The sequence below is a fragment of the Pseudoclavibacter sp. RFBA6 genome, assembly GCF_002931575.1.
Lineage (GTDB): Bacteria > Actinomycetota > Actinomycetes > Actinomycetales > Microbacteriaceae > Pseudoclavibacter > Pseudoclavibacter terrae.
Map to the genome: position 1 here is coordinate 1 of NZ_PSUA01000005.1, position 16,115 is coordinate 16,115.

The window sequence follows — 16,115 nt, forward strand, 5'->3', positions numbered from 1 at the left end:
ACCCTGTGGGAGAGTAGGTCACCGCCGGACTTCTTCATGAGCCGGGGTTGGTTGGTGAGTGAGCAGAGATGCTCCTCGCCTCCCAACCCCGGCTTTTTTGTTGCCCGAAAACACGGCTGCAGAACACGCACGACGCGTCCTCCGAGCCAGGAGCAATACAATGCCCACCATGGGTGAATCCCGCAGGAGGAACTCCCCCGACGCCAGCAGCTCCCCGGCACCCGGCATCTCGAAGGTCATCAACAACAACGTTGTGATCCAGATCGACGGCTCCGGGAACGAGCGCGTACTGATGGGGCGAGGGCTCGGCTTCCAGCTCAAGCCGGGCGACCTCATCGACCCATCCCGCGTCGAGAAGACCTTCGTGCTCGCGACTGGAAGCGAAGGCGACCAGGCCCTGCAGCTGCTGAGCGCCGTGCCCTACGCCGTCGTCGAAGCCGTCATGGGCGCCGTGGACGAAGCCGAGCGCACGCTCGGCCGTGACCTCGGCAAGCGCCTGCCCCTCGCGATCATCGACCACATCCAATACGTCCTCGAACGCCTCGACAAGGGCATCCGCATCCCCGCGACCTCGATGCCGGAGCTTCGGGTGCTGCACCCCCAGGAGTTCGCCGCATCGAAGCAGATGGCAGCCTCGATCTCGGCCGCGCTCGGACGCGAGCTCCCGCCGGAAGAAGCCGTCTTCCTGACCATGCACGTGCTGAACTCCACACGCGACGAACCGGACGGCACCTCCGCGCTCCTCTTCCGGCGCGTGCAGCACGTCGTCGTCACCGTGGAGGCCGGCCTCGGGGTCGACCTCGACGTGGACAGCCACGACTACGCGCGCTTCATCCTCCACATCCAGTTCCTCCTGCAACGGCTCGTGTCGCGCAGCATGCTCCGCTCCACAGACTCGTCGTTCTTCGACTTCACCAAGCGCACCTACCCGCGTTCGTTCGCGATCGCAGAGCAGGTGAAGGGCTACGTGCGCGAAGCAACGGGGGTCGAGCTGACCGACGAGGAGCTGCTGTACGTCACCGTGCACATCGAGCGCCTCGCTCAGCACATTGCCTATGGCACGGACGTCGAGCCGATGCTAGAGTGACTGCCGCAGGGCAATGAAGTCCTGCGGAATCCTTGGATTGTTACCGGTCAAGCGGGCAAAACCTGAACTCATATCGCCGAAATGGCGGTGTTCGAGTTCAGGTTTTTTTGTTGCCCAGAATCTCCCCCCGAGACGCCTGGCGGGGCCGACAGCCCACGGACTCCAGACTGAGTTGCCGCCACAGGCGGGAGAAGGAGAGCGGTCCCATGGATCACTCAAGAGTTGCAGCGGATGTGCTCAAGGGCGTCGGCGGCGAAGAGAACGTCAAGTCGGTCGTGCACTGCATGACCCGACTCCGCTTCGCGATCAGGGACGACGCGAAGATCGACAAGGCGGCCGTCAAGGCCATCCCCGGCGTCATCACGACGGCCGAGGCCGGCGGCCAGTACCAGGTCGTCATCGGCAACGAGGTGCCAGAGGTCTACGCCGAGCTCGGCAAGATCTCGGGCCTCGTCGCGGGCACGCAGACCACGACGGTCGACCCCGACGAGCCGAAGAAGAACCTCTTCAACCGCTTCATCTCGATGATCGCGGCCCTCTTCACGCCCCTGCTCTGGGCGCTGGCGGGCACCGGCCTGCTGAAGGCCTTCCTGTCCGCTGCGGCGACGTTCGGCTGGATCGCAACCGACACGTCGACCTATCTGGTCCTCAACGCGCTGTCCGACGCGTTCATCAACTTCCTGCCGATGGCCCTCGCGATCACGGCTGCGCGGTACTTCAAGGCCTCCGAGTGGACCTCCTTCGCGATCGCCGGAGCGCTCGTCTATCCGACGATCACTCCGCTGGTCGGGGCCGAGGGGCTGACGTTCTTCGGTATCCCGTTCACGATGGTCAGCTACGTCTCCAGCGTCATCCCGATCATCCTCATCGTGTGGCTGCAGAGCTACGCCGAGAAGTTCCTCTACGCGAAGCTGCACTCCTCGGTCCGCCGCTTCCTGACGCCCATGATCGTCGTCCTCATCGCGGTCCCGCTCGTCTTCGTGGTCGTCGGACCCGTCTCCGCGCTCCTGAGCGGATGGCTCGGCGAGGGCATCGGCTGGATCTTCGCGAACGTGCCATGGCTCGGCGGCGCCATCATGGGCGGTCTGTGGCAGGTGTTCGTCATCTTCGGCCTCCACTGGGGCTTCGTGCCGCTGTTCACCCTCGAGTTCCAGGCAACAGGTCAGATCCTGCTCATCGGCCCGGTGTTCGCCGCCGTGCTCGCACAGTCCGCGGCAGTCGCCGGCGTGTGGGTCCGTACCCGCGACAAGAAGCTCAAGTCACTCGCCGCTCCCGCGACGCTGTCCGGCTTCCTCGCCGGCATCACTGAGCCCGCGATCTACGGCATCAACCTGCCCCTCAAGCGCCCCTTCATCTTCGGCATCATCGGCGGTGCACTCGGCGGTGCGATCATCGCGATCGGCGGCGTCTTCTCCACCGCGTTCGTCGTACCCTCCGGCCTGGCGCTGCCGGCGCTCTTCGGCAACGGCAACATGGTGTTCCTCGGCCTCGGCCTGGTCGCCGCGATCGTGGTGTCGTTCCTGCTCACCGTCATCCTCGGCTTCAAGGACCCGGTGGATGACGATGCTCCGGCCGCGGTCGCCAACAACGACCTCGAGGTCCGCAGCCCCCTCGACGGCACCGCCGTCGCGCTCTCCGGGGTGTCTGACCCAGTGTTCGCGGGCGGTGTGCTCGGCAAGGGCGCTGCCGTCCTCCCCAGCTCCGGCGCCGTCTACGCACCCTTCGACGGTGTTGTCGCCGCCGCCTTCCCGACGGGACACGCCATCGGGCTGCGCCACGCGGATGGTGCCGAGGTGCTCATCCACATCGGCGTCGACACGGTGAAGCTGAATGGCCAGCACTTCTCGATGAAGGTCGAGTCCGGCCAGGCCGTCACCGCGGGGCAGCTGCTCATCGAGTTCGACGTCGACGCCATCAAGGCGGCCGGCTACGACGTCACGACGCCCGTCATCATCACGAACGCCGAACTGTACCCGGAGATCACGAGCCAGGTCACCGGCCCCATCTCGCACGGAGAGCCGCTCTACCTGGCGAAGTCGGTCGAGGCCGTCGCGCTCGCCAAGTAGGCGCATCCACGCCTCCACCTCACATCCCCACGAACTCACGCACGAACGCATCGCAGAACGAAGGAGACACGCGTATGACGACAACGAACTTCCCAGACGGATTCCTCTGGGGCGGCGCGACCGCAGCCAACCAGCTCGAAGGCGGCTACCTCGACGGGGGCAAGGGCCTCTCCATCCAGGACGTCATGCCGAAGGGCATCATGTCCCCTCCCACCGAAGGGCCGACGGACGACAACCTCAAGCACGTCGGCATCGACTTCTACAACCGGTACGCGGAGGACATCGCGCTCTTCGCCGAGATGGGGTTCAAGACGTTCCGCTTCTCGATCGCGTGGAGCCGCATCTTCCCGAAGGGCGACGAGCTCGAGCCGAACGAAGAGGGGCTCGCGTTCTACGACCGCGTGCTCGACGAGCTCGAGAAGCACGGCATCGAGCCGCTCGTCACCATCTCCCACTACGAGACGCCGCTGCACCTCGCGCAGAAGTACGACGGGTGGGTGAGCCGTGAGCTGATCGGCTTCTACGAGCGCTACGCGCGGGTGCTGTTCACCCGCTACGGCTCCCGTGTGAAGTACTGGCTCACGTTCAACGAGATCAACTCGGTGCTCCACGCCCCGCTCCTGAGCGGCGGCATCCTCACGCCCAAGGACCAGCTCAGCGAGCAGGACCTCTACCAGGCGATCCACCACGAGCTCGTGGCGTCGGCGCTCGCGACGAAGATCGCGCATGAGATCGCCCCGAACGCGCAGGTCGGCTGCATGCTCATCGCCATGCCCGTCTACCCGCTCACGCCGAGCCCGGCCGATGCGCTCGTCGTCATGGACGTCGACCACTCGAACCTCATGTTCGGCGACGTGCACGTGCGCGGCGAGTACCCGGGCTTCGCGCTTCGCCTCTTCAAGGAGAAGGGCATCAACCTCAACATCACGGATGAGGACCGCGAGATCCTGAAGAACACGGTCGACTTCATCTCGTTCAGCTACTACATGAGCATCGCGGAGACGGCGGACCCCGCGGCCGGCGTCGGCGAGGGCAACATCATGGGCGGCGTGCCGAACCCGACGCTCGAGAAGAGCGAATGGGGCTGGGCGATCGACCCGGTCGGTCTGCGCATCGTCATGAACCAGTTCTGGGAGCGGTGGCAGAAGCCCCTGTTCATCGTCGAGAACGGTCTCGGGGCGAAGGACCAGCTCGTCGAGGTCGGCGGGGTCAAGACCGTCGAGGACGACTACCGCATCGCCTACCTCAACGACCACCTCGTGCAGGCTGGCGAGGCGATCGCCGACGGCGTCGACCTGCTCGGCTACACGACGTGGGGCTGCATCGACCTCGTCTCGGCGAGCACGGCACAGCTGAGCAAGCGGTACGGCTTCATCTACGTTGATCGCAACGACGACGGCTCGGGCACGCTCGAGCGCTACAAGAAGAAGTCGTTCGACTGGTACGCCGAGGTCATCCGCACCAACGGAGGCAGCCTGCAGGCGTAACGGCAGGCGTCACAACTCCTCCGGCACTCCGTTGCTTGAGGGATCGGCGCTCGCAGAGGCGGGCCGCGCACATCGCGCGGCCCGCTTTTCGTGTCGGTGCGGACGAAGGGGCGCGCCCGAACCGGGGATTGCCGAGGTCCGCTGTCCAACATCAGTGCGATATTCGGGTCCACACGAGCCCCGGGGCGCTTTTCGCCCGACATCGCACTGATGTTGGACAGCCGGGCTCAACACGCTCGTCGACCCGACCGTCGGGGATGGCGTCACGCGAGGCTGCGACTGCCGCGTGTTGCCTCAGAGGCAACACCGAGCCGACTCCGCGCCACTCTGCAGCGCCCCTCGTTACGAAGCGTGACGCTGTCTGAAGCCGGGCAACGTTCGGCGAAGGGATGCGACGGGGCCGCCTATTCACAGCATGGGCGTTTCCGTACCTTTCGAGGGATCACCTCACGCCCCCGTCGAAAGGCCAGCATGCCCACCGAGCTTGCCGCCCACGCGTCGTCGACACCGTTCGCCGGTTCCGCACCTGCGGCGACCGCCGGTCCCGGGTCCGCGCCGTTCGCCGGCTCCGAGACCGCAGGCCGGTTGCAGTGCGTCATCGGAGACCTCGCGAGCGAGCTGCCGCAGCTCGAGTTGCGCGTTCCCTCTGTCGAGACGCGAGAGTACGCGGTGGATGCGAGCACCAGGACGCGCCTTGCCAACCTCGACCTGGGCCCGGCAGTCGCATTCCCCGTGAGTGCCGAAGAGGTGCAGGCGGTCGTGCGTGCCGCAGCCCGGCACGGTGTTGCCGTCGTTCCGCGCGGCGCAGGGTCGGGCCTCGCGGGCGGAGCGACGGCGGATCAGGAGCAGCTGGTCGTGTCGACGGAGCGCCTGAACCGGATCGTCGAGGTGAGCCCGCTCGACGAGGTCGCCGTCGTCGAGCCCGGTGTCATCAACGCCGACCTCAACCGCCACCTCGAGCCGTACGGGCTGTTCTACGCGCCGGACCCCGCCAGCTGGGACATCTCGTCGATCGGCGGCAACATCGCCACGAACGCGGGCGGCCTGCGCTGCGCGAAGTACGGCGTCACGCGCGAGTCGATCCTCGCGCTCGACGTGGTGCTCGCCGACGGCAGCCTCGTCCATGTCGGCCACCGCTCCATCAAGGGCGTAACGGGCCTCGACCTCGTCTCCCTCTTCGTCGGCTCGGAGGGCATCCTGGGCATCGTCGTCGCGGCGACCGTCCGGTTGCGCCCCGTCCCCGTCGCTCGCCGCACGGTCTCGGCGTTCTTCGAGAGCACTGCGGCCGGTGCGGATGCGCTCTCGGCCATCACGCGCAGCACGGTGCGTCCCAGCGTCGTCGAGTTCTTCGACTCGCGCACGCTCGAGAACATCGACAAGCACAGCGGCAGCACGCTCACCGCACGCGGTGGAGCCCTCCTGCTCATCGAGCTCGACGGCTACGGCATCGACGAGCAGTCCGCCGACCTGCGGGCCGCGCTCGAGGCCGTGGGCGGGCTCGTCACCGAGGAGAGCGTCGAGGACGGCGAAGCGCTGTGGGAGCTGCGCCGCTCAGGTCGTGGCTTCGACCCGGCCGAGTGGTTCGCGGGCGGCGACATCGCCGTGCCCAAGTCGCGCATCCCGGAGATCTTCGCGCACTTCCCGGTCGTCGAGGAGCGATTCGGCGTGACGATCGGCGCCGTCGCGCACGCTGGCGACGGCAACCTGCACCCCGTGATCACGCTCCGCATCCCCGAGGGCGCCGACCCCGCCGTCGTGCCCCCGCAGCTGCACGACGCAGCCGTCGCCCTCGCACAGTTCGCGCTCGAACTCGGCGGAACAGTGAGCGGCGAGCACGGCATCGGGTCCTCGAAGCTCGACCTCGCGGCCCTCGAGCTCTCCGGCCGCAACCGCGAGGCGCAGCACGCCATCAAGCGGGCGTTCGATCCCGCCGCGCTCTTCAACCCGGGCAAGGCCATCTGACCCCGGCGCACGTACCCGGTGCCCGAGCATCCCGCTCACCACCCCCTCCATGCAGCAGCACACCCCGAGAAAGCAGTACACACCATGCCGACACGACACCCACGACTCCGACGGAACCTCGCCGCAGCCATCGGCGTGCTCGCGAGCATGTCGCTGCTTGCGGCCTGCGCGACCTCTGACGCGGCTCCCGGCGCGGCAGGGGAGGGTGAACCGCAGGAGGGCGGCGACATCACGTTCCTCATCGACTCGCTCGGTGACAGCTGGATCCCCAACAACAGCGCCATCTCCAGCTACCAGGGTCACGTCTGGGGCCACGTCACCGACAAGCTCGTGTACGTCGACGGGGAGGGCAACGTCAGCCCGTGGGTCGCGGAGAGCTGGGAGCAGAACGAGGACGCCACCCAGTACACGCTCAACCTCAAGGACGGCGTGACCTTCTCCGACGGAACCCCCGTCGACGCGGAGGCGGTCGTCGCGAACCTCGACATCTGGGCCAAGGGTGACCCCGACCGCGGCATCAACCGCATCGGACTGTTCCCTGCCGCCAACTACGAGGGCGCGACCGCGGTCGACGCCACGACCGTCGAGGTGAAGTTCTCGCAGCCCACGCTCGGCTTCATCCCGACGCTCGGCTACCACGGCTCGATCCTCACCTCGCCCTCCGTCATCGCGCTGCCCGCCGAGCAGCAGGCTGACCTCAGCAACTTCGTCGGCAGCGGCCCGTTCACGGTCGAGTCGTGGCAGGAAGGGCAGGACGTCGTGCTGACCAAGCGCGAGGACTACAACTGGGGGCCGGAGGCTCTCGAGCACACCGGGCCAGCGTTCCTCGACTCCATCACCTACCAGATCGTCGCCGAGCCGTCGCTGCGCACCTCCTCAGTGCAGGCGGGGCAGGCCGACGTCGCGTACAACACCTCCCCGCAGGAACTGGATGCGCTTGCCGACGAGGGCTTCGAGGTCGCGGTTCCCCGCTACCTCGGCTTCGTCAACGGCTACGCGCTGAACACGCAGGTCGCCCCGTTCAACGAGACCGAGGTGCGCCAGGCGTTCCAGCACGGCATCGACCGCGACGAGATCCTCTCCACCGTCTACACCCAGGACTGGGAGGCGGCGGAGTCGTTCATCCAGAGCAACGTGCCCGAGGCGACCGACCACAGCGACGCGTTCGCGTTCGACCCCGAGGAGTCCAAGAAGCTGCTGGATGCGGCCGGCTGGGCCGAGGGCGCTGACGGCATCCGCTCGAAGGGCGGCGAGACGCTCGCCGTGACGCTCTACCCGAACCCCTACCTCGCCACCTCGCAGTCGGTCGACGAGCTCGTCGCGCAGCAGCTGAAGAAGATCGGCTTCGACGTGAAGATCGAGGCGTACGACGTCGTCACCTACGGCGAGCGCGTCCTGAACAGCGGCGTCGAGATCCCAGCGACGGAGATCACGCGCAGCTTCATCGACGTCGGCACGGTTGCAGGCATCCTCACGAGCCAGAACACGGGCGACGAGGACTGGTTCGGTGTCGGCACGAGCGACACGAAGCTCAACGAGTACGCCGAGGGCATCTCCAGCTCGAGCGACACGGATTCCCGCGCGGCGCTCGCCGACGAGCTCCAGGGCTACGTGCTCGAGCAGGGCTACTTCGCCCCGCTCACGCAGATCGTGCAGCGCGTCTACGTGCAGTCGCCGAACCTGCACGACGTCACCTACAACGGCGTCGCCTACGCCAACTACTACACGGCCTGGGTCGACTAGGACCCGATCGCCGGGAGCTGAGCACCATGAGACAGAACTACACGCGCTTCGCGCTGAGGCGCACGGGGCAGGCGGTCATCGTCGTCCTGCTCGCCTACGTCTTCACGTTCTTCGTCATCAGCGTGCTGCCGGGCGACCCGGTGACGAGCACGCTCCGGAACCCGGACAACGGGTTCACGGAGGAGGAGATCGCCCGCATCGTGGCCTACTACGGCCTCGACCAGCCGCTGCTCGTGCAGCTGTGGGGGTCGCTCACGCGGTTCGTCGTCGGTGACTTCGGCGTCTCGCTGCGGTCGAACCTCCCGGTCGCCGACCTCATCGGGGATGCGCTGCCTTCGACGCTCGCGCTCGCGGGCAGCGCCCTCCTCGTCGCCGTGGTGCTCGCCGCGCTCATCGCGTTCGGGACGCAGGTGCTGCCTGTCCGCTACGGCCAGGGCCTGCTTCGGGCGTTCCCGTCGCTGTTCCTGTCAGTGCCGAACTTCGTCATCGGCCTGCTCCTCATCAACGTGTTCGCGTTCGGGCTCGGCCTGTTCCGCATCGTGGACCCGGAGAGCGGATGGGCGACGTTCTTCGCCGCCGTCGCCCTCGGCATCCCCGTCTCGGCGCAGATCGCGGAGGTGCTCATCACGAACCTCGACCACGCATCCTCGCAGGAGTACGCGTCGGTGGCGCGCTCGCGCGGACTCACGCAGCGCCGGCTCTTCACCCGCCACCTGCTGAAGCCGTCCGCACTCCCCGCCGTCACGGTCCTCGCGCTCACGGTGGGCGAGCTGCTCGGCGGTTCGCTCATCACCGAGGCCGTCTTCGGGCGGAGCGGCATCGGCAGCATCGTGCAGCGCGCCGTCGCGAGCCAGGACCTCCCGGTGCTGCAGGCGGTCGTCGGCCTCGCTGCGGTCGTCTTCGTCGTCGTCAACCTGCTCGCCGACCTCGCCTACCCGATCCTCGACCCGCGCGTCGACATCGAGGGCAACCGCAAGAAGGGCGTGCCCGTGATCGGGGATGGGGATGCGGCGGCACCTCAGCCCGCCTCCGTCTCCTCCTCCGCCTCCGCCATAGCTGCAGCTTCCCCCGCATCAGACTCACCACTCAAGGAAGAGGCGAGCATCGTATGACCTCCGCAGTTCTGAACGCCGCCCCAGCCGCCACGGGCGGACGCAGCCCGAAGGCCGCATTCAAGGTGCACGCGATCGGCGTGCTCCCGCCGACGGTCGTGCTGTCGTTCGGCGTACTCGCCCTGGTTCTGGCCTGGTCGCTGCTCCCCGGGGTCTTCACCTCGTACAGCCCCGTCGACGGGGTGCCGGCCGACAAGTTCCTCGGTCCGAGCCTGCAGCACTGGTTCGGGACCGACCATCTGGGCCGCGACCAGTTCGCGCGGGTCGTCTTCGGCACGCAGTCGTCGATCTCGTCGGCGCTCGTCGCCGTCGTCATCGGTGTGGTCGTCGGCGGTGCGATCGGCCTCATCGGCGGCTTCATCGGCTCGTGGACCGACACGGTGCTCGCCCGGTTCGTGGATGTGCTGCTCGCGATCCCGAGCTTCCTCCTCGCGGTCGTCATCGTCTCCTCGCTCGGCTTCCAGACCATCAACGCCGCGATCGCGACGGGCGTCTCCGCGGTCGCCGTCTTCGCCCGCGTCATGCGCTCCGAGGTGCTGAAGACGAGGCGGGCCACGTTCGTGGAGGCCGCGTATCTGCAGGGCGGCTCGAAGTGGCACGTGCTCGGTCGGCACGTCCTCCCGAACGCCTCCCGCTCGGTGCTCGCGCTTGCCGTGCTGCAGTTCGGGCTGTCGATCCTCGTCATCGCGGGCCTCGCGTTCCTCGGCTACGGCGACCCGCCGCCCGCATCCGACTGGGGCCTCCTCATCTCCAACGGCAAGGACTACCCGCGTGCCCCCTGGCTTGTCCTGTGGCCCGCGCTTGTCACCATCGCGACGGTGCTCTCCGTCAACCGCATCAGCCGGTGGCTCCGGCAGACGTCCTGATCGCTCGCCTGATCCCGACTGAACAGACGAAGAGAGACCCGCTATGACATCAGCATCAGCATCAGCATCCGACCGGCAGCCCCTCCTGCAGGTCGAGAACCTCTCGGTCGCGTATGGGAGGAGCCAGGTCGTGACCGACGTCAGCTTCACCCTCAACCGAGGCGAGAGCCTCGCGCTCATCGGGGAGTCGGGGTCGGGCAAGTCGACCATCGCCCGCGCGATCCTCCGCCTCCTGCCCGACGGCGGCAGGGCGGCCGGCAGCATCCGCTTCGAGGGCAAGGATGTGCTCGCCTACTCGCCGCGCCAGTTCCGGCCGCTGCGTGGCACGCGCATCGGCTTCGTGCCGCAGGACCCGGCGAACGCCCTCAACCCCGTGCGCACCATCGGCTCGCAGGCGCACGAGGCCGCCGACCTCGTCGACGGCCTGTCGCGCGACGAGCAGCGCGACCTCATCTTCGCGACCTTCAAGCGGGTGGGGCTGCCCGACCCGAAGCGGGTCTACGAGTCGTACCCGCACCAGCTCTCCGGCGGCATGCTGCAGCGTGTGCTCATCGGCCTCGCCGTGCTGCCGAGCCCCGACCTGCTCATCGCCGACGAGCCGACCAGCGCGCTCGACGTGACGATCCAGAAGCGCATCCTCGAAGTCCTCAGCGAGCTGCAGAGCGAGCTCGGCATCGGGCTCGTGCTCATCACGCACGATCTCGCGATCGCCGCTGAGCGCACGCAGAAGATCGTTGTCCTCAAGGGCGGCGAGGTGCAGGAGTCCGGTCCCACCGAGCGGGTCTTCACCGAGTCGACGTCGCCGTACACGGTGCGACTGCGTCAAGACGCACCGGCCCTGAATCCCGACCGGTACGGGTCCCTGCTGCAGCGGGACAGCCGTGGTGGGGACACGGATCAGATCTCGGTCTCTGGCGCCTCGAAGAGCTTCACCGTCGGGGACAGGCGCGTCGCTGCCCTCGACGACGTGTCGTTCTCCGTCAAGGCCGGAACCACGCACGCGCTTGTGGGGGAGTCGGGTTCCGGCAAGACCACGGCGGTGCGCATCCTGCTCGGACTCGAGGAGGCGGATGCTGGCGAGGTCAGGGTTGGTGAGCAGCGCGTCGATGGCAGCTCACCCAAGCAGCTCCGCGAGATCCGCCGCCACCTGCAGCTCGTCTACCAGAACCCGTTCACCTCGCTCGATCCGACGTGGCGGGTGGAGCGCATCGTGCGCGAACCGCTCGACCGCTACAAGGTGGGCGACAAGCGTGAGCGTGCCGAGAAGGCGCGTGCCGCGCTCGCGTCGGTCGGCCTGGGCGCGGAGTTTCTATCGAGGAAGCCCTCGGCCCTCTCCGGCGGCCAGCGTCAGCGCGTCGCGATCGCGCGAGCCCTCGTGCTGCGCCCCGACGTGCTGGTGCTCGACGAGCCGACCTCGGCGCTCGACGTGACCGTGCAGGCCGAGATCTTCGAGGTGCTGTTCCACCTGCAGGCCGAGTTCGGCCTCACCTACCTGTTCGTCTCGCACGACCTCGCGCTCGTCCGGCAGGTCGCCGACACGGTGTCGGTGCTGCAGGGCGGGAGGGTCGTCGAGTCGGGACGTGTCGCCGAGGTGCTCGCGCATCCCGAGCAGCCGTACACGCGGGCGCTCATCGACGCCATCCCGACCCCGAGCTACGGGCAAACTGCCCCGGCGACCACGACGCCGGCCGCGCAGGTCCCGGCGCTCGTCTGACGCGTCGCCCCGAACATCCACCTGAACTCACCGTCTCGGCCCGGCCGGGGCCGATCGCATCGCGCGAGAGAGAACGACCACACCATGACAACCACCGCCGCACTGCAGATGCTCACGCACAGCGAGCCCCCGACCTGGACCTCGACCGTGCTCGCCCGCGCGTTCACGGCCCCGAAGGGCTTCGGCGATGCCACCCTGCGCGACCGTCACCCGGATGCGATCGAGCTGCTCGGCGGCATCCCCGACCCGTCGGTGCTGCCCTCGGCCGAGCTCGCCGAGGCGACGGGCCGCGTGCTGTCAGTTCCAGGCGTCCCGGCGCTGCAGTACGGGCGCACCGAGGGCGTCCCGGCGCTCCGCGAGTGGATCGCGGCGCGCGAGGGCGTGCCGCTCTCGCGCATCCTCATCACGAACGGCGGCTTCCACGGCATCTCGCTCGCCGTGCAGCTGGTCGTCGAGCGCGGCGGCCTCGTCGCCGTCGACAACCCGATCTTCCCACTGTTCCTGCGCGGCCTCGAGCTGTCGGACGCGAAGATCCTCCCGATCAGCGTCGGACGTGACGGCTTCAATGTCGCCGAGCTGGAGGCGCACCTCATCGCGGGGGCTCGCCCGTCCGCCGTCTACACGGTGCCCGACTTCCACAACCCTTCGCAGCACAGTCTCACGCTCGAGGGGCGCCGCGAGCTCGTGCGCCTCGCGGAGCGGTACAACTTCATCCTCCTCGCTGACAACCCGTACCGGGAGCTGCGCTTCCGCGGCGAGGAGCTCGACTTCGAGGCCTTCAACACCTCGTCGCACGTGATCCACATCAACACGTTCACGAAGACGCTCGGCCCCGGCCTGCGCCTCGGCTGGATCGTCCTGCCCGAGCGGCTTGTGCCCGACTTCGTGTCGCTGCGCGCCCGGCAGGACTCGCATTCCTCGCAGCTCGTGCAGCACGCGGTCGCCGAGCTGCTCGGCACGACGCCCACCTTCTTCGACGACACGCTCGCGTCGGCCCGCGAGCTGTACCGCGAGCGGGCGGATGCGCTCGCTGTCGCCCTCGAGACCGAGGCGCCGGGCGTCTTCGAGATCGATGCACCCGACGGTGGCCTGTTCCTGTGGCCGCGCATCGCCGATGACTCGATCGACGCCGACAAGCTCGCCGACGACGCGACGGGCGAAGGCGTCAGCTACCAGCGAGGCTCGTTCTTCCCGACAGGGCCTGGCACTGACGCCGACCAACGACTTCGTCTCTCCTACGGCGACACCCCCATCGAGAGGCTCCAGGAGGGCGCCGTCCGCCTCGGCCGCGCAGTCGCGAAGCAGCGCTGACGCGCGCTTGCCGTCTCGCAGCGCAAGTCACGCGCCGCTCGCTCCCGCGGACGCAGACGCGCATCCCGGGCATCCCCGCATCCGCGCAACTTCGGCGTCCCCGCATCGCGAGACTCGGGATGGTGTTCACGCACGCGGATGGGTTGCAACCCATCCCGAAGCGTGGAACCCATCTCGAAATGCCGGACGATGGGGTGGGCAAAGCCGCGGAGCATGCCCCGAGCGGCCCATGGCTTGGCGGTGCGCGCGGGGTCCGTCTACGCGGACGGCTCGTCCGCAGGCACCGCTGGCTCAGCGGGCACTGCCTGGGGTTCGCGTCCGCTCGTCGAGAGGCGGGCGAGGTGGATCTCGAGGTAGCAGACCTCGGCCTCGCTGAGCTTTCCACCCTGCCCCTCGATGATGCCGCGGACGCGGTCGCTCGTCGCCACGATCTCGGGATACGAGTCGCGGATGGCCGTGAAGAGCTGCGGGGGAGCGCTGTCCAGCTGCGTCCGAGTCGTCATGCGCGCGTACAGGTAGCGCAGGTGGGTGACGAAGCGAGCGACGTTCGTGGGGTCGGCCGTCGCATCCGCCCCGAGCGTCTCCGTGACGACATCGACGACGCTCTGCAGCGTCTTCGTCATGGCGACGGTCTGCGAGGTGTCGGCTTTCGCGAACTGCGCGTTGACGAAGTGCATCGCGAACGCGGTGGCCTCGTCGGCGTCGATCGCGGAGTCGTCGCCAAGCTCCTCGTTCGCGAAGCGCACGGTCGCCTGGCCGAGCTCAGTCTCGCGAGGGTAGAGCTGCGCGATCTCCCACTTGAGCGGAAAATCGACGCGAAGTCCCGTCTGGGCGCGCACGACCGCGAAATGGAGGTGGTCGGCGACGGAGAGCAGCAGTGCCTGGCTTGGCCGCACATCGCCCGCCGACTCGGCATGGTCGACAGCTCGCCTGGCCACGCGGAACACCTCGAGGGGGATCTCCCGGGCGAAGTCGGCGAGCTGGCGGAGTTCGAGCGCAGTTGATGGGGAGAACGACTCGGTGGCGGCCTCGAGGTCGACGGCGTCACCGAGGCGCTTGCCGAAGCCGATGCCGCGGCCGAGCAAGATGATGCGGTCGCCTGCGGCGTCGACCATGATGGCGTTGTTGTTCAACACCCTCAGCAGGGTTCCCGTCAGCGTCGGCGTCATCGGGACTCCCCTCCTCACGTTCTCTGGTTCGGCGCTCGGCAGTTCACGGTTCCTGCCGCGCGCACAGATGAAGACTACGTCCGCTTGGACGCAATCCCGGCGGGATTCCCGGGGCCCCGACGCGCGGGGACCCCGGGGGTGACACTAGATCCCGGTGCCGTTGGCGCTGATGACGCCCGCGTACCAGTCGAAGGACTTCTTCTTCGAGCGCTCCATGGTGCCGTTGCCGGCGTTGTCGCGGTCGACGTAGATCATCCCGTAGCGCTTCTTCATCTCGCCGGTCGTGAACGAGACGACGTCGATGATGCCCCACGGCGTGTATCCCATGAGGTCGACGCCGTCTTCGGAGACGGCGAGCTCGACCTGCTCGATGTGCGCCTTCAGGTACTCGATGCGCGCGTCGTCGTCAATCGTGCCGTCCTCGTTCACGACGTCGATCGCGCCGAAGCCGTTCTCGACGATGAAGAGGGGCAGCTCGTAGCGCTCGGTCAGCACGTTGAGGGCGTACCGGAGGCCGACGGGGTCGATCTGCCACCCCCAGTCGCTGGCCTTCACGTACGGGTTCGGCACCGAGTTGGCGAGGCCGCCGTTGAAGATCTTCTCGTCGTTCTGCACGTCGGCCTTCGCGACCGTGGACATGTAGTAGCTGAAGCCGAGGTAGTCGACGGTGCCCGCGGCGAGGATCTCGGCGTCGCCGTCCTGCCAGCCGATGTCATAGCCCTCGCGTTCCCTCTCCCGCACGGCGTAGGCCGGGTAGTGGCCGCGCACGTGCACGTCGGGGAACAGGAAGCGGTCGCGGCTCGAGATCTGCGCCTCGAGAACGTCCGCAGGATTGCAGGAGTACGGGTAGATCGGCACGTGCGAGATCATGCCGCCGATCTGCAGGTTCGGGTCGATGTCGTGGCCGGCCTTCACGGCGAGCGCGGATGCGAGGAGCTCATTGTGCGCGACCTGCAGCACGACCTCGCGCGGGTTGTCCTCCGGTTCGAGGAGCACACCGGAGTTGGTCCAGAGGAACAGCTCGTTGCGGGTGTCGAGCTGGTTGTTGATCTCGTTGAACGTCATCCAGTACTTGACCTTCGTCGCGTACCGCTCGAAGCACACCTTCGCGAAGCGCTCGAAGAAGCCGACGAGGGCACGGTTGCGGAAGCCACCGTACTCGCGGGCGAGGTGCAGGGGCACCTCGAAGTGCGAGAGCGTGACGACAGGCTCGATGCCGTGCTTCAGCAGCTCGTCGAAGAGGTCGTCGTAGAACTTCAGCCCGGCCTCGTTCGGCTCGAGCTCGTCACCCTTCGGGAAGATGCGGGTCCACTGGATGGACGTGCGGAAGCACTTGAGGCCCATCTCGGCGAGCAGCGCGATGTCCTCGCGGTACCGGTGGTAGTGGTCGATCGCCTCGTGGTTCGGGTAGAACTCGCCGGCCTCGACGGAGTCGGTGATGCGGCGGGGCACGCCGTGCTCGCCCGCGGTGAGGACGTCGACGACGCTCGGGCCCTTGCCGTCCGCATCCCACCCGCCCTCGAGCTGGTGTGCTGCGACGGCGCCGCCCCAGAGGAAGTCGTTGGGGAGTCTGCTCATGGTGATGAGTGCCTTTCTCG

The 16,115-nt window shown here is 67.9% G+C and carries 11 protein-coding genes; 9 read left to right on the plus strand and 2 right to left on the minus strand.

The features are described 5' to 3' along the window. Nucleotides 1-169 precede the first annotated feature (169 nt). From C5C17_RS02880 to C5C17_RS02920, 9 genes are all read left to right on the plus strand, one after another. Nucleotides 170-1,087 carry a PRD domain-containing protein gene (locus C5C17_RS02880; protein ID WP_104252269.1) on the plus strand — a complete coding sequence of 306 codons (918 nt, stop codon included), beginning with the start codon at nucleotides 170-172 and terminating at the stop codon, nucleotides 1,085-1,087. A gap of 206 nt (nucleotides 1,088-1,293) precedes the next feature. Then, on the plus strand, nucleotides 1,294-3,153 hold the full coding sequence (locus tag C5C17_RS02885) for a beta-glucoside-specific PTS transporter subunit IIABC (protein ID WP_104251890.1): 1,860 nt from the start codon (nucleotides 1,294-1,296) through the stop codon (nucleotides 3,151-3,153). Nucleotides 3,154-3,227: 74 nt separating this feature from the next. After that, nucleotides 3,228-4,640, plus strand: coding sequence for a glycoside hydrolase family 1 protein (locus tag C5C17_RS02890; RefSeq protein ID WP_104251891.1), 1,413 nt, complete (start codon nucleotides 3,228-3,230; stop codon nucleotides 4,638-4,640). A gap of 471 nt (nucleotides 4,641-5,111) precedes the next feature. Then, entirely contained in the window at nucleotides 5,112-6,602 is a 1,491-nt protein-coding gene (locus C5C17_RS02895; RefSeq protein ID WP_104251892.1) for an FAD-binding oxidoreductase, read from the plus strand. Nucleotides 6,603-6,686: 84 nt separating this feature from the next. Further along, nucleotides 6,687-8,345 carry an ABC transporter substrate-binding protein gene (locus tag C5C17_RS02900; RefSeq protein WP_104251893.1) on the plus strand — a complete coding sequence of 553 codons (1,659 nt, stop codon included), beginning with the start codon at nucleotides 6,687-6,689 and terminating at the stop codon, nucleotides 8,343-8,345. 26 nt (nucleotides 8,346-8,371) lie between these two features. Continuing rightward, nucleotides 8,372-9,457, plus strand: a complete 1,086-nt coding sequence (locus C5C17_RS02905; RefSeq protein WP_104251894.1) for an ABC transporter permease — start codon at nucleotides 8,372-8,374, stop codon at nucleotides 9,455-9,457. Next, nucleotides 9,454-10,323, plus strand: coding sequence for an ABC transporter permease (locus tag C5C17_RS02910; RefSeq protein ID WP_104251895.1), 870 nt, complete (start codon nucleotides 9,454-9,456; stop codon nucleotides 10,321-10,323). Before C5C17_RS02905 ends, C5C17_RS02910 begins: the two co-directional genes overlap by 4 nt. Nucleotides 10,324-10,366: 43 nt before the next feature. After that, nucleotides 10,367-12,037: an ABC transporter ATP-binding protein gene (locus tag C5C17_RS02915; protein WP_104251896.1), complete on the plus strand. Its 1,671-nt coding sequence runs from the start codon at nucleotides 10,367-10,369 to the stop codon at nucleotides 12,035-12,037. A gap of 84 nt (nucleotides 12,038-12,121) precedes the next feature. After that, nucleotides 12,122-13,348 (plus strand): PLP-dependent aminotransferase family protein, encoded by a 1,227-nt coding sequence (locus C5C17_RS02920; protein ID WP_258065847.1) that lies wholly within the window; start codon nucleotides 12,122-12,124, stop codon nucleotides 13,346-13,348. Nucleotides 13,349-13,605: 257 nt separating this feature from the next. Here C5C17_RS02920 and C5C17_RS02925 read toward each other — a convergent pair whose 3' ends face one another. Together C5C17_RS02925 and C5C17_RS02930 are read right to left on the minus strand one after the other, a co-directional pair. Then, the gene (locus C5C17_RS02925; protein WP_104251897.1) at nucleotides 13,606-14,517 is read right to left on the minus strand and encodes a PRD domain-containing protein; all 912 of its coding nucleotides are present in this window, start codon (nucleotides 14,515-14,517) and stop codon (nucleotides 13,606-13,608) included. Between the two features lie 144 nt (nucleotides 14,518-14,661). Then, entirely contained in the window at nucleotides 14,662-16,095 is a 1,434-nt protein-coding gene (locus tag C5C17_RS02930) for a 6-phospho-beta-glucosidase (protein ID WP_104251898.1), read from the minus strand. Nucleotides 16,096-16,115 lie beyond the last annotated feature (20 nt).